Genomic DNA, 26,518 nt, shown 5'->3' with positions numbered 1-26,518 from the left:
GGAACGATGCGGCGACCGCCTCGGTCAATGCGTCGAACAACGGCGGCCCGATCTACAACAACAATACCAGCGGCACTTCCTATGGTTTCCAGGTAGAGACGTGGTTTTAAGCTGAACCCAAAAACACGCCGGGGTCGGACCCTGAGGGTCCGACCCCAGTACTTGCATTCGGGTCAAAAAAAAGGGCGGAACCTGGGTTCCGCCCTTTCCTGTTTACCCTACCGCATCATCCCTTACGGCAAGGCCACCGGCAATTCCGGATACTCCTGCGTCAGCGCATACTTGGTGCCGCCCACGGTAACCGTGTAGTTGGCCGGCCCCGAGATCGGCAGGCGGTAGTTCAAGGTCAGCGCCACGGAGCCGCCTGGCGCCAGCGATTGCCAGGCGGGTATCGCGAAGCGGGCCCGGTTGTAGTTCTTCGTGAAGCCGCCGATATTGTTCGGCCCCGTGTAGCCGGCATTGATCACCGTCAAGCCGAAGCCGGACTGGTCGCTCATGTCCGACGGCGCCGAGACGGGATAGTCGAACTCCACGACGGTGCCGCCCGGCAGGGTCGACGTGGTGTTGTTCTTCACCGTCATCACGGGATTGATGGGGAAGTTGTTGTCGCCCAGCTTCCAGCCGCCCAATGTGATGCTGACGTTGGCCGCCGTGCCCGGCATGGCGATTTCGGCGCGCTTGTTGCCATACACGCCAGCCGTGCGGAAGGCCTGGTACAGCACGTCGGTCAGGGTGGTGCCCATGAAATACTCGCCCTTGCCGCCATTGCGCGTGGCATCCCAGGCATAGTCGCCCGCCATTTCCCAGATCATCACGCCGCCGATATTGTTGTTGACGATGTACTGGGCCTTGGCCCCGATCGACTGCGTCGTTTCCGTGGAAATGAACACTTTCTTGGTCGCATTCCACAGCCACGGCGCCACCATGGTGCTGCTGTAATGCGGCACGTACGTGCCCACCAGCGCCTTGTCCGTGACTTTATACGCGTCGAGGTAGCTCGGCACGATGCCATTCTGCAGATTCAGCGCATGCCAGATGGGGTTGCCGCCGCCTGGCGTGGGCTTGCCTTGGATATCGAGGTCGTACCAGACGTTGTCGATGCCGGTGGCGCCCGTGCCGCACGTCTTGGTGCCAGCGCAGGTGACCGTGGAGCTGATCAGCGGCGTCGTGCCCCACAGGCCGTTCGTGCCGCCCGTCACATCCTTCCAGCCCCGCGTGTAGAACGGCACGCCGATATTGATGCGGCCCGCCTGCATGGCGCCCCGGTAATAACGGTAGGCCCAGTCCGTGTTCAGGTAGCCGATATTCTGGAACTGGTAAGCGTTACCGGCACGCAATTCACCGTCGTTGCCGTCATCAAACAGCGCCGCGTTCGGTCCCACATACTGGTTCCATGCGCCGTGCAAGTCGTAACTCATCAGGCTGGCGTAATCGAGATATTTCAATCCCGACATGTTTTCCTCGCCCCGCAAGACCCAGCCCGAGGCGGAACCGGCGATGGTCAGCAGATAGTATTTATTGTCCTGCACGGCCGCCTCGTCGAGCTTCTGGCGCAGCACTTTCAGCAGCAGGTTATAGCTCGTCATCAGGCCGGCCAGCCGTGGTTTCGAGACGGCAAAGTCGTTCGGATTGCCCGCTTCATTGTTGGTGGTCGGGTGTTCGTAATCGACATCGACGCCATCGAAGAAGTTGTACTGGCGCACGAACGCCACCATGGAGTCGGCCAGGGTGTTGATGCCGGCCGTGTTGATGCTGCCGTCCGCGTTCGTCGTGGCAGTGTAGAAGCCGCCGCTACCGGCCCAGCCGCCCACGGAAATCATCAGTTTCACGCCTGGATACTTCTTCTTGTATTGCGACAGCAAGTTGAAGTGGCCCTGGTATGGCAACGACGGGTCCATGGCTGCGGCCGGCACGTTCGGCCAGGTGAGGCCCGTATCGGGATTGGCCGCGCCGCTGCCGATGGCGATTTTTGACGTCGCCGGATCGACGGAAGCGAACGCATAGTTCAAGTGGGTGATCTTGTCCCACGGCAGGTTGTTCACCAGGTAAGTCGGGCTGCCATCGACGCCCGTGCGCCAGCTGGCGAAATAGCCGACGATGCGCCGGTTCAAGCCATTGGTCAGCACCTCGCGGCCATTCGCGTCGTACACCTTGCAATACGGCACATTCGGCACGGCCGAAATCAGACCGTCGGGACGGCAAGCCGTGGGCGTGGGCGTGGGCGTTGGCGTTGGCGTCGGCGTTGGGGTCGGGGTCGGAGTCGGGGTCGGGGTCGGAGTCGGGGTCGGCGTTGGGGTCGGCGTTGGGGTTGGTGTCGGTGTCGGGGTATCCGTCACGGCCCACGGGCCCCACTGGTCGGCGGCGCTGGGGACATTGCCCTGCGTCCACCACTTGGCCTTGTAGGTGACGCCCTGGTAAATCACGCACTGGCCGCCCGTGTAGACGGTGGCGGCGTCCCAGACGGCGCACGCATCGACGGCGGCCAGCAAGGTGTTCGGCGTGGCGGTCGTGCCTTCCTGGCCCCCGCCGCAAGCGACGAGTACGCCGCTGAGCAGGGCCATCAACAATGCATTCGATTTCATGTTGTATTGGTCTCCGTTATGGTTGTACAGCTTGTACGTTGTGAGCTGTTGCAGGCCCCTGAAGGGGCTCTTGTCAACTGTTATCCCTGGCCGGCTATTCCTGCATTGACTGTTACTGCAACTTCACATTCCAGTTGGCTTCCACGCATTTCACGTAGTTCCCCGCAAGCAAGGCGCTGTACGGGGTTTGATAGCTGACCAGCTGGCATTGGTTGTCGCCACCGGCGCTCCAGTTCTTTTCCCAATAGATGTTGTAGGAAGCGGAACTGGCCGGGGTGAAGCGCTGCATGTTGGCGCAAGACAATTGTTCGCCGGAATAATCCCAGCCCATGTCGGCGGCAAACTGCTTGTAGTAATCGATGCGGTTTTGCGCGGCCTGCTTTTCCGTGCCCTGCCCGCATTCGGCATTGATGATCATGATGGTGGTGGCGAAATTATTGCCCGCGCCCGCCGCCGTATCGGTCGCGTTTGGCACCCACGTGCCGTCGAGCACATGCAGCATCGACGGTTTCGGCGGTTGCGGATAGACAAAGAAGAACGTGGCCGACGCCAGGTTCAGCCACGTCGACGCCACCAGGTCCGGGTTCTTCAGCAACACGGACTGGTCGCCGTCATGCATGGCTTGCGAAAACGGACCGTAGTTGTAGTTGTACGACAGCTGCTTGGCGCCGCGGCCGAAATACTTCTTGAAGCTGCCGTCGGCGTTCTTGCCGCAGGTCCACACCTTGTTGAAGACGGGATCGGCGCACTCGATGTTGTAGCCGCAGCCGGCGCCCGTCTCGTCGCAGCCCAGTTCGCGCAAATACTTCAAGCCCTGGCGCCATTGCGGCAGCGGACTGCTGGCGTTATGGTCGCCCGTTTCCTGCCCGAAGTGGGCGAACATGGTGGCCAGGCTGTGGCGGCAGATGGCGTCCGCATTGCGCCCGTCGCTGTAGTCGTCGCACACGGCGGGAAACTTTGCCACGGCTTGCAGGAAGCGCTGGTAAGTGTAGCTGGCGTCGCGCGCGGCAAAATAGTAATCCCACTTCGCCGCCGGCAGCAGGCGCTCGACCCGCTTGACGTTGAGCGGATTGCTGGCCAGGCCAGGCTGCACGGCCTCGACGGCCGCATTGCCCAGGGTGCGGATCGAGGCCTTGACCTTGCGGAAGAAATCGTTGTTCGTCAGCGCCGCCTCGTTGGCCTCGGCCTGGGCCTTGGTGGGCACGCCTGGCGTGGGCGTGGGTGTCGGAGTGGGAGTCGGTGTCGGTGTGGGCGTAGGGGTCGGCGTGGTGGTATCGAGACTCCACGGTCCCCACTGCTCGTTGTTCGGCGCCGTGCCCTGCACCCACCATTTGGCCCGGTACACCTTGCCGTCATACACGGCGCACTGGCCCGCCGTATAGACGGTGCTGGCGCTCCAGGCCGCACAACTGTCGCTGGCGGCGGTAGCGGCCAGCAGGGTCGATGGGGGTTCGGTGGTGGTGGAATTGCCGCCGCAAGCGAGCAGCGCGCTGCCCAGCAGGCCAGCCATCAAAGGCGAGGCCAGCCGGCTAATTTGCCGTGTCTTCACAATGTCTCCTGAACGTTATACGAAAACTATCGAAGTAGCTTTTTATGTTGTACGTAAAGAAAGCACAGCGAAGCGTCGGCTTTCTGCACAGAGAATGCGACGCCCAAAATTGGTAGTCAAGTGGTTTTATGCAACGGTGTTTTTTACAATACCAGTGACTTCATGCGGTCCGGCCAAGGTGCGCCAGGCGAAGAGTCAGGAAAGAGAAAAAAGGAGGATTTGCGCCAGCTGCCGGCAATACCGCACCGGCAGGGTCGCGGCAAGTGGTATTAGCACTGCCGCAGGTGTGTTCAGGCCGATGGCGTTGTCGCGCGTTGGTGTTGCGGATAATACAGCTCATAAAACCAGCCATACGCGCTTTCGATCTGCGCCTGGATGCGCGGCGGTATCGCATGCGGCCTGGGCGCGCTGATCGTCGTTTGCTGACGGTGCGTGTATTTCATGCGGTAATGGCTGTCGCTTTCCTGGAAGCCCACGGCAAGATCGTGCGGGTCGATCTGGAGCGGCGCCAGGCCCAGCCAGGCATACAGGTGCGACATGCATTCCACCGGCCGCGCCATCAAGTCTTCGAAGCGCACGAAATACAGCTTCTGCTGCACTTCGGCAGGCAGGTCCAGCACGGCCTGCAGGGAACTCAAGGGAGCGCCGATGGTCCGGTCCTTGGCAAACAGCATGTCGGCACGGCCCAGGCGGTCGAAATCGGCCAGGTGATCGACAAAATCGAGCAGGATGGTGCGCTGGTGCTGCGCTTCGATGGAGCCGTAGACTTGCCCCAGTTCACGCAGGCAGACGATGACTTTGGCCTCTGGCGCCAGTTGCAGCAGCATTTCCACGCAATGCAGCCAGGCGCGGTTCTTGTCGACCACCCCCTGCTTGCCGCAATCCCGGTACCAGCCGCGCAAGAAGCCCTGCATGGCCGTTTTCAGATGGTCGTAGCTGGCATCGAAGCTGCTATCGAGCTGCGACAGGAAAAACTGTCGTCGCTGACCATGCGCCGCATGCCCAGCAAGACGTTGCTCAGCGGTGAACTATTGCCTTCGCAATGCAGGTCGGGATGCTGCGCCAGCAATTGGCACAGCAAGGTGGAACCGGCGCGCGGCAGGCCTGCCACGCCGATGAAGTGGGATGTCATGCGATGGTACTTTCTGTTCAGCGCTGCGCTTCTGAAGGAGGGTGTGCAGCAATTATACGAGCGCGCCAGCAACGCACTGGTAAAAAAATGCCGCTTCGAAACACGAAGCGGCATCTGCGGCGCCACCAGACGGCGACGCCGCCTACCTTACTGGCTGTTCTGGCGCGTGTTACCGCCAGCTTCGGCCGGCAGGCGCAGGCCGCTATCGACCACGCTCAGGCGCAGGCCTGGAAGGACATTGCTGACGACGTTGCCCGCCAGTTGCACCGCCGGTGTGCTGCCCGCACTGCCCTTCTCGCCCTCGCGCGGCGCATCCTGCGTGGCGGCGGGCTTGCCTGGCGCCATCTCGCCACTGACGATCATGTCGGCCTGCACCATATTGCCCTGCGAGGGCGCCACGGCGACGGCCGCGATCACGCTCGCCACCGCGCTTTGCAACGCTTCCGTCGGCTTGACTTCCAGCACGCCCCCGACGTAATTCAGGGCGTAGTTGTTCGACGCCTGGCCCGATGCCGACACCAGATAGTTGCCCGCCGCGGAAGCCGTCGTCGCCGGCGTGCTGAACGCCAGGTTGCCGCTCACTTCAGCTGCCACCGTGTCACCACCGAGCAAGCCGCTGTAGCTGGCGACGAAGTCGGGATTGGCGCGTCCCTGGTCTTTTTCAGCGTTGTCGACTTTCACCGTCAGCGCCGCCTGCGAGATCGTGGCCGTGGTGCTGGCCGTGGTGTTGACCACGTAATTGCCCGCATCCGCGCCGCTCAGGCGTATGCCGGCCACCGTCACCGCCTTGCCCGCGCCCGCATGCTTGTCGCTGAAGCTGGCGCCATTGCTGGCAATACTCAGCTGATCATTGCCGATACGGTTGTCACGCAAGGAGACGGCGGCATTCGTGGTGGCGTCATACACCTTGTTGACGCCGCTGGCGCTGACCGCCAGTGCGGCTGGCGTGATCGTGGCCGTGGTGCTGGCCTGGTTGCTGGCCAGCACATAGTTGCCCGCATCGGCGCCGGCCAGGCCCAGGCCGCTGATGGTCACAGTCTTGCCAAGCGCCGCATTCTTGTCGCTGAATGCGCCGAGGACGGGACCGCTAGCCAGACTCAAGGCATCGCCAGCCACCATGCCAGTGAAGCTGGCGTCCGCCAGGTTCAAGCTGGCTGCCGTGCCACCGTCATATACCTTGTTCGCTGCCACGATACCGGCAATGGCGCTGATGGCCGCTGGCGTGATGCTCGCCGTCAAGCCCGTCGGATTGACCACCGTATAGTTGCTGGCCGCACCAGTGCCGTCGAGCAAGGTCGTGCCGCTGACCGTCACGGTTTTCGCATTGCCCGCGTTCTTGTCGCCGAAGGCCGCCGTCTGGCCGCCGATGGCCAGCGTTTCGCCGCCCACCAGGCCGACCAGGCTGCCGCCGCTCAGCTGCGCCACCGCATTGCCGTCGTAGACCTTGTTGCTCGCCACCTGGCCCGCCACCGTCAGCGCCTTTTGCGTGATACTGGCCGTCAAGCCGGTCGGGTCGCTCACCGAATAGTTCGATGCCGAACCCGTGCCATCGACCAGCGTGGTGCCGGTCACGGTGATCGCCTTGCCGTTGGCTGCGTTCTTATCGTTGAACAATGCCGTCTGGCCGCCGATGGCCAGCGTTTCTCCGGCCACCAAACCACTCAGTACACCACCCGACAAGCTGGCGTTCGCGTTGCCGTCATACACCTTGTTACCCGCAACCTGACCGCTCAAGGTCAACGCCCTGGCCGTGATATCGGCCCTGGTGCTGGCCGTGTTGCTGGCCAGCATATAGTTGCCCGCATCGGCGCCGCCCAGCGCGATACCCTCGATATTGACCGTCTTGCCCGTGGCCGCGTTCTTGTCGCCGAACGCGCCAGTGGCCGATGCCGTCAAGCTGTCATTGGCGATCATGCCGTCGAACGTGGCAGCGCTGGTGTCGAGCGTCGCGCCAGTCTGGCCGTCGTAGACCTTGCTACCGGCCGTGATGCCGCCGACCGTCAGCGCCTTTTGCGCGATATCGGCCTTCAGGCCGGTCACATTGCTGACCGTGTAATTGCGCGCCAGTCCCGCGGTGGCTCCCGCGCCTGCATCGCCCAGCGTTGCTCCGCTGACCGTCACATCCTTGCCAGTACCCGCGTTCTTATCGCTGAACAGGCCACTCTGGCCCGACAGCAGCAATGTTTCCGTGCCTACCAGGCCGTCCAGCGTTCCGCCCGACAACAATGCCACTCTGCTGCCGTCGTATGTTTTATTGCCCGCCGTCATGCCAGTCACCGTCAACGCTTTAGGCGTGATGCTGGCGATCAGATTGGTCGGGTTGCTCACCGTGTAATTGCTGGCCAGGCCAGTGCCATCAAGCAGGCTGACGCCCGACACTGTCACGGCCTTGCCATTACCCACGTTCTTGTCGCCGAACACACCGCTGCCGCCCGAGACGAGCAGCGTCTCGCCGCCGACCAGGCCGCTCAAGCTGCCACCGGCCAAGGTGGCTCCAGTGGTGCCGTCATAGACCTTGTTGCCGGCCGTCATGCCCGACACCGTCAAGGTCTTGGGCGTGATATTGGCCGTAAATCCGGTCGGATTGCTCATCGTGTAATTGCTGGCCAGACCGCCGTTACCGCCATTCACCAGCGTAGTGCCCGTCGCCGTGACGCTCTTGCCGGTGCCGGCGTTCTTGTCATCAAACGTGACCGTCAGACCCGTCACGCCCAGGGTTTCCGAGCCAACCAGGCCGCTGATCGAGCCGCCCGTCACGCTGGCTTTGGTATTGCCATCGTAGACCTTGTTGACCGCCGACATGCCGGTGATCGTCAGTGCCTTCGGCGTAATGGTGCCGGTGCCGGTCGCGGTGGTAGAAGCGAGCGTGTAGTTGCCTGCATCCGTGCCGCCCAGGGTCAGGAAGGAGATGCTCACACCCTTGCCGGTGCCGGCGTTCTTGTCGCTGAACGCGGCCTTGGTGGCGCCGATGGCCAGGCTGTCGCCGCTCACCATGCCATTGAAGGTGGCAGTGGCCGAAGCGAAAGTGACCGAGGTGCCGCCGTCGTAGACCTTGCTGTCGGCCACCACATTGGTCACCGAGCTGATGCTGGCCTGGCTGATATCGGCCGTCACGCCGGTCGGATTGCTGAGCGTGTAGTTGCTGGCCAGCCCGGTGCCGTCGGCCAGCTGTGCGCCGCTGACCGTCACGGTCTTGCCGGCGCCCGCGTTCTTGTCGCCAAAGGCGCCCGACAGGCCGGACAGGCCCAGGGTTTCGCCACCGACCAGGCCGTTCAAGGCGCCGCCAGTAACGGCGGCATTGGTGCTACCGTCATACACCTTGTTGGCGGCCGCCACGCCGGTGACGCTCAAAGCTTTTTGCGCGATGCTGGCGGTCAGGCCGCTGACAGGGCCGACCGAGTAATTGCTGGCCAGGCCGCCGTTGCTGCCGTTGGACAAGGTGCCGCCGGTGACGCTGACGGCCTTGCCGCTGCCGGCGTTCTTATCAAGAAACGCACCGAGCAGGCTCGCCAGGCCGACCGTTTCCGAACCGACAAAGCCGCTCAGGCTGCCGCCCGTGATGGTCGCATCGAGCGCGCCGTCATAGGTTTTGTCAGCCGCCAGCGCGCCGGTGATGCTCAAAGCTTTTTGCGTGATGGAACCCGTCACATTGGTCGGATTGCTGACTGTGTAGTTGCTGGCCAGGCCAGTGCCATCAAGCAGGCTGACGCCCGACACCGTCACCGCCTTGCCGTTGCCGGCATTCTTGTCGCCAAACACGCCGCTGCCGCCCGAGACCACCAGCGTCTCGCCCGTTACCAGGCCCGTCAAACTACCGCCGGCCAAGGTCGCGGCCGTGGTGCCGTCATACACGCGCGTACCGGCCGTCATGCCCGATACCGTCAGCGCTTTCGGCGTGATGCTGGCGATCAGGCCGCTCGGGTTGCTGATCGTGTAGTTGGCCGCCAGGCCGCCATTGCCGCCGTTGACCAGGGTCGAACCGGTCGCCGTCACCGTCTTGGCTGTGCCGGCGTTTTTATCGTCGAAGGTGGCCGTCAAGCCCGTCACGCCCAGGGTTTCCGAGCCGACCAGGCCGCTGATCGAACCGCCCGACAGGGTGGCCTTGGTATTGCCGTCGTAGGCTTTATTGACCGCCGACATGCCGGTGATCGTCAGTGCCTTCGGCGTGATGGTGCCGGTGCCGGTCGCCGTGCTACTGGCCAGCGTGTAGTTGGCCGCATCCGTGCCGCCCAGGGTCAGGAAGGAGATGCTCACACCCTTGCCGGTGCCGGCGTTCTTGTCGCTGAACGCGGCCTTGGTGGCGCCGATGGCCAGGCTGTCGCCGCTCACCATGCCATTGAAGGTGGCAGTGGCCGAAGCGAAAGTGACCGAGGTGCCGCCATCGTAGACCTTGCTGTCGGCCACGACATTGGTCACCGAGCTGATCGTGGCCTGGCTGATATCGGCCGTCACGCCGGTCGGGTTGCTGAGCGTGTAGTTGCTGATCAGGCCGCCGTTGCTGCCACCGGTCAAGGTCGCGCCGGTGATGGTGACGGCCTTGCCGGTGCCGACGTTCTTATCAAGAAACGTGCCGGACATGCCCCCCACGCCGACGCCTTCCGAACCGACCAGCCCGCCGACAATCACAGAACCGCCCAGGCTGACAGTGGTGTTGCCGTTGTAGACCCGGTTGGAGGCCGTCACGCCGCTGATCGTCAGCGCCTTGGGCGTGATGTCGCCCGTCACGCCGGTCGGATTGGTCACCGAATAATTGCTGGCCAGGCCGCTGCCATCGACCAGGGTGGTGCCGGTGACGGTCACGTTCTTGCCGTTGCCGGCGTCCTTGTCGGCAAACACGCCGCTCTGGCCCGAGAAGCCCACGGTTTCACCGACCACCAGACCGTTCAGGGTGCCGCCCGTCAGGCTGGCCTTGGTATTGCCGTCATACGCCTTGGCGCTGGCCGTCATGCCGCTCAGCGCCAGGGCTTTGGGCGTAATGCTGGCGCTCAAGCCCGTCACCGCGCCCAGCGTGTAATTGCTGGCCAGGCCGCCGTTGCTGCCATTCGAGATGGCGCCGCCCGTCACCGTCACGGTCTTGCCGTTGGCAACGTTCTTGTCGCCAAAGACGCCGGTGAGGCTCGACAGGCCCAGCGTTTCCGATCCGACCAGGCCGGCCAGGCTGCCGCCGCTGACGGTGGCCGCCGTGCCGCCATCGTAGACCTTGTCGGCAGCCGTCGCGCCGGTCACCGTCAACGCTTTCGGCGTGATATTGCCGGTCGCGTCAGTGGCGTTGCTGACCGTATAGTTGCTGGCCAGGCCGGTGCCATCAAGCAGCGTGGCGCCGGTCACCGTCACGGCCTTGCCGTTGCCCGCATCCTTGTCGTTGAATGCGCCACTCTGGCCGGACAGGCTCAGGGTTTCGCCGCTGACCAGGCCATTCAGGGTACCGCCCGAAATGGTGGCCTTGGTGCTGCCGTCGTAGCTCTTGCTGGCAACGGTCACACCGCTCACCGTCAAGGCTTTTTGCGTGATATCAGCCGACAGGCCGGTGACAGCGCCGACCGTGTAGTTGCTGGCCAGGCCACCGTTGCTGCCGTCGCTCAAGCTGCCGCCGGTGACCGTCACGGCCTTGCCATTGCCGGCGTTCTGGTCGGCAAAGGTACCCGACAGCGCGCCCAGGCCGACCGTTTCGCTGCCGATCATGCCGCCCAGGGCACCGCCAGTCAGCGCCGCCGCCTTGGTGCCGTCGTAAGTCTTGTTGCCGGCCGTCACGCCGCTCACCGTCAAGGTTTTGGGCGTGATGCTGGCCAGCACGGTGGTATCGGCCAGCGTGTAGTTGGACGCCAGCCCACCGCCGCTGCCATTGTTCAGGGTGGAGTGGACGGTGACCACCTTGTTATTGCCGGCGTTCTTGTCGGCAAACGCGGCCGTGGGCCCTACGGCCAGCGTTTCGCCGCTAACCAGGCCGGTGATGCTGCCCTTGTTGATGGCGGCCGTCGCGTCGCCATCGTACTCTTTGTTATCCACCGCCAGGTTGATCCAGCTCAAGGCCTTGGGCGTGATGGCGCCGGTGATGGTGGTCGGCCCGGTGATCGAGTAATTGCTGGCCAAGCCGGTACCATCGGACACCGTGCCCAGCGTCAGCGTCAGCGTCTTGTTGGTACCGGCGTTGGCGTCTTGGTAAGTGCCGCTCGAGGCGCCGAGGCTCAGGGTTTCACCGGTCACCAGGCCATTCAAGGTGCCGCCAGTCACGGTCGCCGACGCCTGCTTGTCGTATTGCTTGGTGGTCGCGGTCAGGCCGGTGATGGTCACGGCTTTCTGGTTGATGGTGCCGGTCAGGCCGGTGGCGGTGACAATATAGTTGCCACCGGCGCTGCCGGTGGTGATCGCCGTCACGGCCTTGCCTGTGCCCGCGTCCTTGGTGTCGAAGATGCCCGTAGTGTACGTGACGTTGCTGATGTCCTGCGACAGCACGCCGCTCAGCGTACCGCCGGAAACCGCGGCGGCGGTGGTGCCATCATAGTCGCGGGCGTTCACCGTGGCACCGGTCAGGGTCGCGGTCTTTTTGTCGATGGTCAGGGTCGCCGCGTTGGCACTGATGGCGTAACCGCGCTGGCCGGAATACAGGCCGCCGGCCGTGATGGCGTAGGTGCCGGCGTTGACGGCGCTGCCCGCCGCGCCGTAGTTCAGCGAACCGGACAGCGTGGCGTTCGGGTTCGAATATGTATAGCCTGGCGCCGTCCAGCTGCTGGTGCCGTCATAAGTCTTGCTGGCGTTCGAGGCAAACGTCACCTGCAGCGGCGTCATGAAGGCGCGCAGCAGGGGGTAGGTATTCGTGTCGTAGACGATCCACGTGCCGGACAGGTCCCACGCTGCCCCGCTGTAGGTGGCCAGCGATTTCATTTGCGCGGTGGTCAAGCCGGTGCCGGTGGCGCTGGTGGCCTGGCCCGTGGTGGTGGCATCCCAGAAGTTGCCGCTGCCGCCGCCACTGTTGGCGCCCACCAGGCCGCCAACAGTGGCGGTGCCGGAGACGGCGCCGGTGGCGTAGTTATTGCTCAAGGTGCCGGCGTTCAGGCCAACCAGGCCGCCCACGTCGGCCCCGCCGCTCACCGTGCCGGAGGCATAGCTGTTGCTGACAGTGCCACTATTGCTGCCGACCAGGCCGCCGACGTTGATCGAGCCGGTCACATTCACGGTGCTGTAATTGCCACTGACAAGGCCGGCATTGTTGCCGACCAGCGCGCCGGTGGCGTCCTTGCCGGTGACGCTGCCGCCTTCCAGGCCGACATTGCGCACGATCGCCGTGCTCGACGTGGCGCCGAACAGGCCGGCGTAATCCGAGCCTGGACGGTTGACGACCAAGCCGGAAATGACATGGCCGGCGCCATCGAAGGTGCCGGTGAAACGGCTGATGCCGCTGGCGCCGACCGGCACGAAGGTGCCGCCATTCCAGACGTCGCTGCCGGTGCCGGTGCTGGCGGCGTTGATATCCTGCTTCAGTGTGTAGTTGCCGGCCAGGTTCATCGCCATCAATTGCAACTGGTGCGACGAGTAGATATTGGTGCTGTACTCGGCCGCCAGCATCGGCCCGGTGGCGCCTGTCGCGTTACCGGCGCCGTTGAGCGTGCCGTCGGTATTGACCATGACCCAGTTGTTGCCGGTCGCGCCGGTGGTGGTCGTGAAAGCAAAGGCGCTGAAATTTGCGGCGATTTGCATTTGCGACGCTGTCAGGCCAGTGATCGCGGGGGTGGTGGTGCCGCTATTCGTACCGACACCTGGCAAACCAGGGTTCAGGGTCGTGTTGTAATATCCGCCGGTGATCGAGGGACTCGTGCCGGCACCGATGCTGCCGATCAGGCCACCCAAGGTTCCGGAGCCGCCGGAAAGCAGGCTCACCGCGCCAGACGAATAGGCATTTTCGGTCAAGCCAGCGCTGGTATTGGCGCCAATCAGGCCGCCCACGGCCGTGACGCCCGTCACCGCGCCGGTCGCGTAACTGTTTCTGATAATGCCTGCGTTTCCTCCAGCCAGGCCACCGAATCCGGCGCCGGTGCCGCCACGGCTGGTCACCGCGCCGGTCGAGTAACTGTTGATGATCTGGCCGGACGACACATTGTTGCCAACCAGGCCGCCGGTCAGGCTGTTGCTCGTCACGGCGCCGGTATTGAAACTGTTGGTGATGACCCCGGTACCGCGATTATGGGATATCAGCCCGCCTGTATTGGTGGTTCCTGACACATTGCCGCTATTGAAACTATTGGTGATATTGCCCAGATTGTTGCCGACCAGGCCGCCCGCGGTATACGCGCCGACCACTTCGCCAGTGTTATAGCTGTTGATGACGGTGCTGGTTTTGGTGGTATTGCCCACCAGTCCCCCCAGCCAGAAGTCATAGTTCCCCACGACGCTGATCTTGCTGCTGTTGTAGCTGTCACTGATCGTGCCACTGTTGAGACCGACAAGGCCGGCGCCGATGGCACCGGTCGTGATCGTCACCGAACCACCGCTGACATACGCATTGCTGATGGTGCCACTATTGATGGCGGCCAGTGCGGCGGCATTGCCTTGCGTACCGATGATATTGGCGGCAATGACCGGCGCGACCAGGCCGATATTGCGGATGCTGCCGGTATTGGAGCCGAACAGGCCTGCGACGCCGGCCGCAGTGGTGGTGAAACTGTTCAAGCCGGTGATGACATGGCCCAGGCCGTCGAACTGGCCGGTAAATGGCATGGCGCTGGCGCCGATGGACGTAAAGCCCAGGCCCCCGTTCCAGGTCGACGTGCCGGTGGCATCGATATTGGCGCCCAGCACATACTTACCTGTCACCGCGCCGCGGATACCTTGCAGGTCGGTGCCGCTGGTGCTGCCGGCCACGCCCAGGCTGTTGATCACCGTGTAATCGGTCAGCGCGCCATCGCTGCCCAGCTTGGTGCTGAAGTTCAGCCCCGACGGCAGGTCGATCTCGGCCTTGACGTTGTACTTGCTCAAGTTGCCGGATGCCACGTTAGCCTGGCCATATTCCAGCGCCAGACTGGCCGTGCCGGAGCCGCGCAGCGGCTGGTTAACATTGATATTGTTTTGCGCCGTCAGCTTCAGCTGGTTGGCCGACCACGAAATCGTGTCGTTGACGTTGATGTCGCCCAACACGCCGCTGCCGCCCGAGATGCTCTGAATCTGGACACTGGTGCTCTTGAGCGCATTCGTAAAAAACGCGCCGGTCTGGTCGCCGCCGGTCGCCGCGATGGTGTAGTCGGTCGGGTCGATCAGCCAGGTGCCGGTCAGGCCGTTGCTTGATGCCGTCGTGACCTTCAACGCGTCATCGAGTTTCACATGCGCCGCCGAGGTATCGATAAAGCCGCCCTTGCCGCCTTCAGGCGCGCTGGCGTCCAGCGTGCCACCCGCGTTCACCGTGCCGCTTTGCATCTCGCCCAGCAACTTGATGGTGCCGCCGCGCGTGTCGATCGTGTGCGCCTCGATCACGCCCGTGTTGTTGACGACGGTTTTCAGCAAGTCGCCGGCCGCCTGCGCCGTCAATACCACGCTGCCGCCGTCGGCACGGATCATGCCGCCATTGTTGACCAAAGCACCCACGGCGCCCGCGTTGACGGCGACATTGAGCAAGCCATCGCCCGCCACGTCCAGGGTGATGGCGCGGCCCGCCGCCAGGGCCACCGAACCCAGGCGTGCCTGGATCGTGCCCTCGTTCGACACGTTGGCGCCCAGCAAGGCCACATAGCCGCCCGGCGCGCTGATCGAACCCTGGTTCAGGACTTTACCCGTGCCATTGCCGGAAAATTGGTACTTGCCGGCCATGAAGTCGGCGTTGTTGATATCCAAGGTGGAGGCCACCAGGCCCGCCGTGTTGACGGACGCGCCCTGGCCGAACAGCACGCCGTTCGGATTGACGATGAACACCTTGCCGTTGGCCGACAGCTTGCCGAGAATGGTCGTGCCATCGCTACCCAGTACGCGGTTCAGGGCCACCGCATGGCTGTTGGGCTGCTGGAACTGCACCGATTCGCCCTTGCCGACATTAAAACTGGCCCAGTTGATGACCGCATTCTGGCTACCCTGCTTGATCACCGTCGAACCGGGTGCGCCGGTGATGCTGGCCTGGCCCGCCACCACCGTGCCGCCCGTGGGCCCCGCCAGGGCCAGACTGCCATAGCCCAGCATCAGCGCCGCCGCCATGCTGGTCAAGGCGAAATGCGCCCCGCCCCCGCTGCATCCTGGCATCGAGCGCTTGCCGGCGGATTTGACGTTTTCGGACACGGCGGCGTACGCGCCGGTGGCCTGGTTCCAGATGGAGCGGTAGATGCGGTTCATGGCGGTGTCCTGATGTTTTTATTGATGTAGCAATTTAGAAATATTTAATGGCTTGCAACCAGAAACGGCCTGCCGAATCCGGTGCGGAGGTCGCCTTGGCATTGCCCAGCTTGTGCGCGTAATACGCCTTCAGGACGAGCGCATTGGCGCCCGCCCACGTCACGCCCACGCCGGCCCCGCTCAGGGTGCGGCGGTTCTCGCCCGCGCTCCAGGTGTCGCGGTTCAGCTTGACGGTGCCCGTGTCGGCAAAGGCCAGCACCTGCAGCTGGCCGGGAAAGGCCGTGAACGCCGTCACGTTCTGGCGCAATTCCACATTCAGCACGTAGCCCTGGTCGCCATACGCCTCGCCGCCGGGATAGGCGCGCACGCCGCCCACGCCGCCGATGCCCATCTTTTCAGAGACATCGAGGTTTTTCGAGGCCGCCTGGCCGCTGATCACGCCGAACAAGCTCGTCTCGCCGCCCAGTCTTTGCACGCGCGCCGCGTTGAAGCTGAGCTTGTTGAAGTGGCCGTTGCTCTTCGCCGTCAGGCGGTCGAGCGCCAGGGCCTCCAGCGTCTCGATATCGATCTTGCCGGTGGTAAAGGTCAGCGAATAGGTGCTGACGCCGCCGCCGCCCCAACCATCCTTGCCGTCACCATTTACATTCAGCAGCCACACCTTGGCCTTCTTGTCGTTGACGCTGCCCGTCGATTCCGTGCGGTCCTGGAAAGTCTTGTCGTCATAGCTGACCTGCGCATACAGGTTGTCGCTGCGCGAGCGGATCAGCGGATAACTGCCGTAGGCGCTGGCGATCTTCGCCGTGCCCTTGGCGTCGAGCACGGCAAATTCCTTGCCCAGCTTGTAATCCATATACGTGTAGGCGCCGCCCAGGCGCAGCAAGCCGGCCTGCCCCTGATAGGCCAGGCGGCCATAGTTCAAGCCGTCGGCCGAGGTAAACGCGCGCATGGTGGCCACGTCGCCGATGCCGGCCAGTTCATTGAGGTTCAGGGTGGCGCCGATGCGGTTGCGGCCCGTGTAGCGGTTGCCCTGATTGTCCAGATCGACGCTGCCGTTGAAGCGCGATCCCGGCTGCACGTCGACGAACAGGTCGGACGCGCCCAAGGACGCCCCCGGCGCCAGGGTCGAACTGACCTGCACGCCCGGCAAGTCCGACAGCAGCAGCAAGCGCCGCTCCAGCGGCGGCGTGGAAATCACTTGCCCGTCGAGACCGGCCAATATCGTGCCCGCCAGACCGTCGGACAGATTGCTCCGGTTGCGCAGCTGTACCCGGCCATACTGCCCCGGCAGCACGGCAATGGCGACGACGCCATCGTGGATGTCTTGCGCCGGCAGATACGCCTGCGCGAGGAAATAGCCACGGTTCTGGTAATAGCTGGCGATGTTGGACGCCATGGCGCGCAGCTCGCCCAGGGTCAGCTCGCTGCCCGGGACAAAACCCGTGGCGGCGACCAGTTCGCTATCGGCAAACACGGGCGGCGCCGCGATCTGCAGGCGCTGCACCGTGATGCGCGTGGTATCGCCCACCGTGGTTGCCGGCACATTGCCCTGCTGTACACGGATTGCTGGCGGCGTTTTCGGCAATTGCGGCGCGACGGGAATTTGCTGCAGCTGGCTGCCCGCACTGGGAGGATCGACAGCATAGGCGGACTGGATCGCGAGCAGCAAGCTCAGTGGAAACAAGGTGTTGCGCAAAATGATCCTCTCGGTAGCCACCATCAATGGCCAGCACAATATTATTGAAAATGAATTGAATAATTTCTATATATCAATATTGTTACCGAGAATTAATATTTTGTCTATTAGGTACTGGATTTTTACGGCTATTTATTCATGCTGAGAAACAACACACGGATTAATAATTCAGCATACAGCATTTCCTACCGGAATTATTCTCGAGTCATCACACTTGAACCATGCGGAAAATTTTTCATCTCGCTAAGAAACACTGATTCATTCATCAGACGTCGTTAGCGGGACAGCACGTACTTCGCCAGGCTCGCGGCATCCGCTTCGCTCAGCTGGGAAAAGGGCGGCATGGACACAGGGCCCCATTTGCCGGCGCCGCCCCTGCGGATGTTGGCCGCCACGGCGGCAACACCGTCCTTGCCCTTGTAACGGGCGGCCACCTCGGCAAAACCCGGGCCGACCACCTTCTGGTCGAGGGCGTGGCAAGCCATGCAGCCATGCGCCGCCAGCAATGTTTTGACATCCTTGCCGCTGGCGGCCGGGACAGCCGCTGCCACGGGTTTCGCGACGGCGGCGACATGCTGGGCCGCGCCCCGCTCCACGCCATAGGTTTTCACCAGATAGTCGACCATGGCCGGCATGTCCGCGTCGTCAAACTGCGCGCCGAACGGCTTTTTCATCTTCTTGACAGTCGCTTCCCAGTAGGCGCGCGGCGAGGCCGGCGGCTGGCTCGATGCATACTGGGCCGCGTGGCACGTCATGCAGTTGCGCTGCACCAGCTGGTAGCCGGGCAATTCGCTGGCTTTGTAGGTCGCCGTTTCCGGCGGCAAGTGGATTTCCAGCGCGCACGCGCTGCCCGCCGCCGACAGTGCCAGCGCGGCAAACAAGAGCTTCATATGGTTCTCCTCATATTGCCTGGATGCGCGTGGTTTCCACCACGTTGCGCATATACCCCATGGGATTCCACAGGGCTTTCATCGGTTGGCTCTGGCCGATGCGGTTGACGGCGCGCACCATCAGCACGTGCCTGCCCTTGCGCGGCGCCTTCATGACCATCGTCCATACACGGAACGAGAAACGTCCCAGGTCCTTGCCCAGCCTGGCTTCCTGCCAGCTGCGCCCGCCGTCCAGCGACACGCTCACCTCGCTGATGCCCTGGCCGCCATCAAACGCGATGCCGCGCAGCGCCAGGTCGCGGCCCGCCTTGACTTGCGCGCCATCCTGCACGCTGGTGATGAAAGAGCGCACGTTGAGGCGGCTGATCGGCGTCGTCTTGCCCACGGGCGCGCCCGGCTCGATGAAACCGGAGCCATTGTCGGGAATGCGGTAGCCCGTGCTCATCCAGAAGCCGTCGAACGGCTTGTCGAGCACCGTGATGGCGCTCAGGTGCTTGACCCAGTAGGTGCCATAGAACCCCGGCACGATCAGACGCAGCGGATAGCCGTTCAGGAAGGGAATGTCCTCGCCATTCATGGCCCAGGCCAGCATGACGTCGCCCGCCATGATGTGCTCGACGGACAAGGCTTTTTGAAAGTCGGGGCCGTCGCCCACGGGCGGCGTTTCCAGGCCATCGAAAGCCACTTGCACGGCGCTGGCCCCGATGCCCGCCTTTTCCAGCACGGCTTTCAGGGGAATTCCCGTCCAGCGGGCATTGCCCATGGCGCCGTTACCCAGCTGCCCGCCATTTGCGCGCGGCGCAAAGAAGCCGCGGCTGTTACCCGAGCATTGCGTCACGGCCACCACGTCGACGGGCTCGGCCAGCTGTTTCAGTTCGGCCAGCGACAATTCCAGAGGCGTTTTGACCAGGCCGGCGATGCGCAGGCGGTAGCTTCCGCCATCGATGCTGGTCGGCAAGCCGCTCCAGTGGTAGCGCACGAAAAACGCGTCGTTGGGGGTAATCGCGCCTTCATTGAAGACGCTGAACGGCGTTTCCAGCTGGGGCGGACGGCTGGTCAGCAGGATCAGCGGGCGCTTTTGCGGGAAGGCCACCAGTTCGCGCTCGCCATTGTCAAACGGCAAGGTGACGGAGGCAGCAAGCGCCGGCCCCGCCGCCGCCGCGGCGCCCAGGGCAGCCGTCTGGCGCAGGAAGCGGCGCCGGCCTGCCGGCAACAAGGTCGCATCAGACATGTTTGAGCTCTACTTTGGTATCGGCAGTATCGCCACCGTGGCGGTCATCGTTGACCAGCTTCTTGATGTAGTACATGACGCTCATGATGACCACGCTCAGCAGGCCGAACCAGAACGACACGCGCTGCTCCGTATCGGACGACACGCTCATGGCGCCGAGGATCACCAGCATGGCGATGATGGTGAAATACGTCAGGTAGGGAAACAGCCACATGCGCACCTTGATGCGTTCCGGGCATTCGCGTTCCAGGCGGCGGCGCAGGCGCAATTGAGATATCGCAATGAGCAGGTAGACGAACAGGATCAGGATGCCATAGGAATTGACGATGAAGGGGAACACCAGGTCGGCCGACACATACGAGACGGCAATGGCGAAATAGGCGAACAAGGTGCTGAACAGGATGGCGCGGATCGGCACGCCGTTCTTGCTCAGTTTGACCAGGCCCGTGGGTGCATCGCCGCGGCGCGTCAGCGCAAAGATCATGCGCGACGAAGCGTACAGGCTGGAATTCAAGGCCGACAGCACGGCCGTCAAAATGATGGCGTTCATGATGTGGGCCGCGTACGGGATGTTCATCACGGTCAGGGCGCTGACGAACGGTGTGGCGATGGCCGGCGAATCCCAGGGCACGATGCAGACGACGACAAACATGGAACCGACATAAAACATCAGCACGCGCGTGATGACGGAATTGGTGGCGCGGGCGATGGCCTTGGCCGGGTCCGACGTTTCGGCGGCGGCGATGGTGACGATTTCGGCACCCGAATAGAAGGCCGTGGCGGCGACGGCGCCGCTCAATACAGGACCCCAGCCGTGCGGCATGAAGCCGCCATTGCTGGTCAGGAAACCCAGGCTTGGGATGCTGTTGGGCAAGCTCCCCGTGATGAACAGAGCGCCGACGAACAGGAAGACGATGATGGCGACCACCTTGATCGAGGCGAACCAGAATTCGAACTCGCCGAACGCCTTCACCGAGAACAGGTTGAGGATGGTCATCGATACCAGCAGCACCAGGCTGATAGCCCACGACGGCACGTCAGGCAGCCAGAAGTTGACCAGCTTGGCGCCGGCGATGGCTTCCAGGGCGACGACGACGACCCAGAAATACCAGTACATCCAGCCGCTCATGAAGCCGAGGAATTTCGATACTTTCGGCTTGTCGTCGAAGGCCAGGCGCGCATATTCGTAAAAGGAGCCGACCACGGGCAGGGACGAAGCCAGCTCGCCCAGCATGCGCATGATCAGGACGACCAGGCCACCCGTGAGCAGGAAGGAAAGGATGGCGGCCGGGCCGGCGGCCTTGGCGATGACGCCGCTGCCGACAAAGAGGCCGGCGCCGATCACGCCGCCGATGGCGATCATGCTCATGTGGCGTTGCTTCAGCGAGTGCTGCAAGCCGGTATTGTTATGGTTGTCGCTAATCATTTTTGTCTCCTAGTAATATCTGAAGCTCGGTGCGCCCTGGCCTGCTGCGGCTCTGTTTCTGCCGCGCGGCTTTGTTTTATTTAGGCAACACCGTCAAGCAGCATCGATACATCATCAAATCAGTCTGGTTGGCTGCATGCCATAAGTCAATCTGGAAATGCAGCGGCCCGGCGCGGCGCCCAAGGGGCAAGCGCGCTGGAGGATACGTACGGGGTATGGCGGGTTAAAAATAGGAGCGGCGGCAACACTTGTGGCGTGCGCGCCACTCCCGGGAACGTCTTACACCTTGCCCTTCCATGGCACGAGGGTACGTTCGAGGTAACGCATCATCAAATCAAACAGGAAAGCGAAGAAGCCGATCACGATGATGCCCATGATCACCACGTCGCTGGCGAGGAACTCGGAAGCACTGAGCACCATGTAGCCGAGGCCGCGCGTAGCCGCCACCATTTCGCCAGCCACCAGGGTGGTCCAGCCCACCCCGATGCCGATGCGCATGCCGGTGAGGATTTCCGGAATCGCGGCCCGCAAGATCACGTGCACGATCACCTGGAAGCGTGTGGCGCCCATCGAATAGGCCGCGTGGATCTGCTCCAGCGACACGGAGCTGACGCCGGCGCGGGCCGCGATCGCCATCGGCGCGAAGATGGCCAGGAAGATCAGGTAGACCTTCGAAAACTCGCCGATGCCGAACCAGATGATGACCAGTGGCAAGTAAGCGAGCGGTGGCAGCGGACGGTAGAACTCGATCAAGGGATCGAAGATGCCGCGCGCCACGCGGTTGACGCCCATCATCACGCCGATGGGAATGGCCAGCAGGCAGGCCAGGCCAAAGGCGCCGAACACGCGCACCAGGCTGGCGACCGTATGCTCCCACAGGGTGGCGCCGCCGAAGCCGGTGGTGGCCGCCATGATGAATTTCTCGTACACGGCTTGCGGCGACGGCAGGAACAGCGGTTTCACCATGCCGCTGGCCGTCACGCCGAACCACAGCAAGAGCACGGCGATGACGGTGACGGTGGCGATGCGGCTGGAATTGCCCTGCCCCGGCGCGCCGAACGCTTCGCCCGGCATGGCGCAGCGGGGAGCGAACAGGCGTCCAAAGAAACCGGCGCGCTTGGCGGTGGTGGGAGGAAATCCCACGACGGATGGGCTATGCATGGGACACCTCCAGCTCTTTATTGACGGCGCGTTCGTCGCCATAGATGATGTTGAGCACCGTTTCGCGCATCTTGATGAAGTCCGGGCTCGATTTCACTGCGCGCGCATCGCGGCATTTGAGGAAGCGCTTGTTGAAATCGAGTTCATATGTGTGCGTGATGCGGCCCGGACGGGGCGACATGACGATCAGGCGGTTCGCCAGGAACAGCGCCTCGTCGACGCTGTGGGTAATGAAGAAGAACATGGTGCTGGACTTGGCCCAGATATCGAGCAGCAATTCCTGAATGGTTTCGCGCGTCAGCGCATCGAGCGCCGCCATCGGTTCATCCATCAGCAGCATGGCCGGATTGCTGGTCAGGGCGCGGGCGATGCCGACCCGTTGCTGCATGCCGCCCGACAATTGGTAAATCATATTGTCGTGAAAGTCCTTCAGGCCCACCAGCGCCAGGTTTTTTGCCGCCTGTTCGCGCCGCACGGCTTTCGCCACGCCTTGCAGCTTCAAGCCGAATTCCACGTTTTCCATCACGTTCAGCCACGGCAGCAAGGCATGTTTCTGGAACACGACGCCACGGTCGGCGCCCGGCCCTTCCACCTTGTTGCTGCCCAACATGATCTCGCCCTTGGACGGGGCGATAAAACCCGCCATCAGGCTCAGCAAGGTCGTCTTGCCGCAGCCGGAGGCGCCCAGCGCGACGACGAAGTCGCCGCTATTGATGGTCAGATTGATATTATTTAAGGCATGTACGCGTTCACCGGCCGTCTTGCCCGGATAAATCACGCTGACATCCTTGACGTAGAGATTTTCCATCGTGTGCCCCGCATAGGTGTAGTCACTTCAGTTCAACGCATTCTGTTCAGTCAGCGCGCCCGCAGGCGCGCCATTGCACAACGTTTACTTCAGCAGGCCGGCGGCCTGTGCATACCTGGGTGTCACATACTTGGCGTAATCGGTAGCCAGGGTGTCGATCTTGCCTTCGCCCTTCAAAAATTGCGCCGTGGCCAGCAAGGCTTGCGCCACGCCGCCCTTCGCGCCGCCACCGAGCCAGGCCGGCGAGGCCTGTTCCTGCAGCGACGGATAGGCGTACAGAGCCACGGAAGCGGCCACGTCCTTGGCGGCCGCGCCCGAATGCTTGACGTTGGCTTTCACTTGCGGGGAATCGATGGTCCACGCCTTCGGATTGGCGCGGTAGTCGGCGTCGGCGGCTGCCATCACCTTGACGAACTTGGCCATGAAGTCGGCATTCGCTTCGCCCCAGGCGCGCTCGACGGCCATGCCGTCAAACGTGGCCTTGCCCTTTTTGCTCAGTTCGCCGGAAGTGACGAGCACCTTGCCGTTTTGCTTGAGTTTGCTCAAGGCCGGATCCCACACGAAGGCGGCATCGATGTCGCCCCGTTCCCAGGCGGCGGCGATCTGGTTCGGCTGCATGTTCAGCAATTTCACTTCCGCAGGCTTGATGCCCCACGTTTCCAGCGCGAACATGGTGTGGAAGTGCGTGGTGGAAACGAAAGGCACGGCGATCTTCTTGCCGCGCAAGTCGGTGGGCTTGGTGATGCCGGCGCCATTGCGGGCCACCATCGCTTCGGCTTCATTGATGTCGTCGATGATCCAGAACAGCTGCAGGTCGACGCCGCGGCTGACGGCCGCCGTCAATGGGCTCGAACCGATGACACCGATCTGCACGTCACCGGACGCCATGCCCGTGGCCACCTTGGCGCCCGAGTCGAACTTGCGCCAGTTGATCTTATAGCCGGTGGTCTTTTCCACTTCGCCGCTGGCGATCGCCACCAGGAAGGGACCGTTGATTTCCTGGTAGGCAATCGTCACTTCCTTGCCTTGCGCGAAGGCGCTACCGCTGGAAGCCAGGGCGACGCCCAGCACCAGGGTGCCGAGGACGGCGCGGCGCAGCGTTGAAAATACCGTTTTGCTCGGGGTTTTGCTCGTGTATGTGTTCATGTCTCACTCCAAGTGTATTGTTATGTGTGAACGTGCGGGCAATCTCATCCCTTGCGGGAGGCGCCGCTGGTTGCTCTATGTCAACTCATGCGGCGACTTGAACTGCAGTGCTGCTTTTAGAAAACTTCATCCTTCAAGTGATACCAGCGGTACAGGAAGCGCTGGCCCAGGCGGCGGAACGGGGCGAACGCTTGCGACTCGACCAGTTCCATCATGTTCGGGTACGGCAGTTTGGAATTGAAGATCGGCAAGCCCGTGCCGCTGGCCTTGCCGGCGATGCGCTCGGCCATGCGCCGGCCCGCCTGCGCCGAATACATGACGCCGTTGCCGCCGTAACCGAGCGCATAGAAGATCGATTGCTTCGGGTCCGGCTGCACGATGCGCGGCATCATGTCGTGGCTGACGTCGACCCAGCCCCACCACGAGTAATCGATGGCGATGCCCGTCAAGGCGGGGAACTTGCGGTGCAGATCGTTGATCAAAAACTGTTTGTACTTGTCGTCCGGCGCGTCGGCGCCCGTGATGGCGCTGCGGCTGCCGATCTGCACGCGGTTGTCCGGCATCAAACGGTAGTAGTGACGCAGGATGCGCGTATCCGTGATCACCTGGTGGGTGCGGAAGTTGCACGCCTCGATTTCCGCCGGGGTCAGCGGGCGCGTGACGAGCGAATTCGACAAAATCGGCAGCAAGCGGTTCTTCACTTGCGGATGCAGATGGGGCGAGGTGTAGCCACCCGTGGCCACGGCCACGGCACGGGCGCGCACCACGCCGCCCGGCGTTTGCAGATAATGCACGCCGTTGCGCGTTTCCCAGCCCATCACAGGACTGGACGGGTGCACCTTGGCGCCCAGCGCGCGCGCCTTGCGCAGGTAGCCGAAGGCCAGCTTGCCCGCATGGATGCCGATGCCTTCTGGCTCGTGCAGCGCGCCGGCCGCTTCCTTGTCGTCGACGAATTCACGCTTGACGGTGCCGGCGTCGAGGATGCGCGCGTCATACTTGAATATCTCGCGCATCACCTTGGCTTCTTTTTCCAGCGCAGGCATGGCTTTCGCCTTGTGGGCGATGTACAGGTGACCGCCCGGCTGCGGGTCGCAATCGATGTCGGCCGTGATCTTCTTGAACGTTTCCATCGCGTCGCACACTTCCGCGTGCAGTTTCAGGGCCGTATCCATGCCGTAACGGGCGATCCACTGCGAGCGCTTCAGGCGGCCCGTCGTGCACTGGGCCTGGCCGCCGTTGCGCGTGCTGCAGCCCCAGCTGACGCGGTTCGCTTCCAGCACGGTGGCTTTGATGCCGTGTTCCTGGGCCAGGAAGATGGCGCAGGAGAGGCCGGTAAAACCCGAGCCGATGATGGCCACGTCGACGTCGATGTCATGCGTGATGGGGCCGTCGTCGGCGGGCGGCTCGCCGGCCGTGCCGATCCAGTAGGTGGGTGCGTAGGCATTGCCGTGGCCGGGGCGCTGGGCCACCAGCGGATCGAAGGCGGGATCGTAGGGCGTGCGGGCGGCGGTGCTGTTGCCCAGTACGTCAGATGGGGTGTCGACAGGTTTGTTCATGGTCATTCCTGGTGAACGTGCTGGCTCAGACTTTGGCAGCCGTAGCGACCGGTGGGCGATCCTTACGGAAGGCGTTCTTCACGGCGATCTTGCCGTCGCGGAAAGTGAAGATATCGACCATGCGCGCTTCGATGCGCGTGCCGTCCGCCTTGGTGCCGGCAAAAGTCGACTCCGTCACGCCGCGCCCGCCGCTGACGAAGTGTTCCGGATTGAGCCAGGCGGCGTCGGGGAAGGTTTGCCAGGCCAGCTCGAAGCCGGCGCGCACGGCGTCGCGGCCGATGAAGCTCTTGCCCAGCAAGTCAGGGCCGGCGACGGCGTGGAATTCGCAATCGTCGGCCATGGCGGCCATCAGGGCCTCGATATCGTGGCGGTTCCAGGCATCGCCGAACGCTTGCAGAAAGTCGGTGGTGACGGCGTCGGTAGTAACAGCATCTGTAGGTGCGCGTGTGTTCATTTTTGTCTCCGTAAATCGTTTTTGATACGCTACGTTCCGTTTTTTGTCTTTTATTGAATTTAAGCCTTAAGCATGGCCTTGTCAAATCAAATAATTCAAAAAACGGGACGCCTTGTATTCTTTAATGAAATTATGATGTTTTCGTGACAATCTGTGAGAATTTGGTCACAACGCTTTGTCGGATTACGCCGGGCCGGGGCCATATTCCGGGGTCAGACCCGGCGGGTCTGACCCCGGCTTCTTGCCACTGGCCCAGCAATTAAACGTAATCTTTATATTTATCCAGATGACGGATCGGCTTGCTCAGCGCATCGCGGCGGAACGGGTCGCCCAGCTCGCGCGTGCACATGATTTCGATAATGGTCGTCTTGCCTTCATTCATCTGCATGTCGATCGCCTTCTTCAGGGCCGGGCCCACGTCTTCCAGCTTATCGACCGTGATGCCTTCGGCACCCATGGCCCGCGCGATTTCCGCGAAGCTCTGGTTGTCGAGCTCACCGGCGACGAAACGGCGGTTGTAGAAATCCACCTGGTTTTTCTTTTCCGCGCCCCACTGGCGGTTGTGGAACACCACGGCCGTGA

15 protein-coding genes are annotated in these 26,518 nt (G+C 62.9%); all 15 read right to left on the bottom strand.

Annotated features, from left to right (window positions below; translation table 11 throughout):
- Positions 1 to 233: 233 nt before the first annotated feature.
- A complete protein-coding gene (locus AC54AF_RS25145) occupies positions 234 to 2,582 on the bottom strand; it encodes a chitinase C-terminal domain-containing protein (protein WP_496638744.1) in 2,349 nt (782 codons plus the stop codon).
- Between the two features lie 112 nt (positions 2,583 to 2,694).
- Positions 2,695 to 4,131, bottom strand: a complete 1,437-nt coding sequence (locus AC54AF_RS25140) for a glycoside hydrolase family 19 protein (protein WP_496638743.1) — start codon at positions 4,129 to 4,131, stop codon at positions 2,695 to 2,697.
- A 290-nt stretch (positions 4,132 to 4,421) separates the two neighbouring features.
- On the bottom strand, positions 4,422 to 5,045 hold the full coding sequence (locus AC54AF_RS25135; protein WP_496638742.1) for a sulfotransferase: 624 nt from the start codon (positions 5,043 to 5,045) through the stop codon (positions 4,422 to 4,424).
- Between the two features lie 8 nt (positions 5,046 to 5,053).
- Entirely contained in the window at positions 5,054 to 5,263 is a 210-nt protein-coding gene (locus AC54AF_RS25130) for a sulfotransferase (RefSeq protein WP_496638741.1), read from the bottom strand.
- A 147-nt stretch (positions 5,264 to 5,410) separates the two neighbouring features.
- Entirely contained in the window at positions 5,411 to 15,571 is a 10,161-nt protein-coding gene (locus tag AC54AF_RS25125; protein ID WP_496638740.1) for a YDG domain-containing protein, read from the bottom strand.
- Positions 15,572 to 15,605: 34 nt separating this feature from the next.
- The gene (locus AC54AF_RS25120; protein ID WP_496638739.1) at positions 15,606 to 17,264 is read right to left on the bottom strand and encodes a ShlB/FhaC/HecB family hemolysin secretion/activation protein; all 1,659 of its coding nucleotides are present in this window, start codon (positions 17,262 to 17,264) and stop codon (positions 15,606 to 15,608) included.
- Between the two features lie 275 nt (positions 17,265 to 17,539).
- Complete coding sequence (sorB, locus tag AC54AF_RS25115; protein WP_496638738.1) at positions 17,540 to 18,154, bottom strand: SorB family sulfite dehydrogenase c-type cytochrome subunit; 615 nt, start codon at positions 18,152 to 18,154, stop codon at positions 17,540 to 17,542.
- Positions 18,155 to 18,164: 10 nt separating this feature from the next.
- Positions 18,165 to 19,385, bottom strand: coding sequence for a SorA family sulfite dehydrogenase catalytic subunit (sorA, locus tag AC54AF_RS25110; RefSeq protein ID WP_496638737.1), 1,221 nt, complete (start codon positions 19,383 to 19,385; stop codon positions 18,165 to 18,167).
- A complete protein-coding gene (locus tag AC54AF_RS25105; protein WP_496638736.1) occupies positions 19,378 to 20,811 on the bottom strand; it encodes an amino acid permease in 1,434 nt (477 codons plus the stop codon). Before AC54AF_RS25105 ends, sorA begins: the two co-directional genes overlap by 8 nt.
- 279 nt (positions 20,812 to 21,090) lie before the next feature.
- Positions 21,091 to 21,885: an ABC transporter permease subunit gene (locus AC54AF_RS25100; RefSeq protein WP_496638745.1), complete on the bottom strand. Its 795-nt coding sequence runs from the start codon at positions 21,883 to 21,885 to the stop codon at positions 21,091 to 21,093.
- A gap of 79 nt (positions 21,886 to 21,964) precedes the next feature.
- Entirely contained in the window at positions 21,965 to 22,780 is an 816-nt protein-coding gene (locus AC54AF_RS25095) for a taurine ABC transporter ATP-binding protein (RefSeq protein WP_496638735.1), read from the bottom strand.
- Between the two features lie 84 nt (positions 22,781 to 22,864).
- A complete protein-coding gene (gene tauA / locus AC54AF_RS25090) occupies positions 22,865 to 23,926 on the bottom strand; it encodes a taurine ABC transporter substrate-binding protein (RefSeq protein WP_131690108.1) in 1,062 nt (353 codons plus the stop codon).
- Between the two features lie 116 nt (positions 23,927 to 24,042).
- Entirely contained in the window at positions 24,043 to 25,482 is a 1,440-nt protein-coding gene (locus AC54AF_RS25085; RefSeq protein ID WP_496638734.1) for an NAD(P)/FAD-dependent oxidoreductase, read from the bottom strand.
- 25 nt (positions 25,483 to 25,507) lie between these two features.
- Positions 25,508 to 25,936 carry a nuclear transport factor 2 family protein gene (locus tag AC54AF_RS25080; protein ID WP_496638733.1) on the bottom strand — a complete coding sequence of 143 codons (429 nt, stop codon included), beginning with the start codon at positions 25,934 to 25,936 and terminating at the stop codon, positions 25,508 to 25,510.
- 259 nt (positions 25,937 to 26,195) lie between these two features.
- A partial coding sequence (locus AC54AF_RS25075; RefSeq protein ID WP_496638732.1) for a thiamine pyrophosphate-dependent enzyme occupies positions 26,196 to 26,518 on the bottom strand: 323 nt, incomplete at its 5' end.

Source organism: Janthinobacterium sp. JF4, assembly GCF_059617925.1.
This window is presented reverse-complemented; position numbering and strand designations above follow the sequence as displayed.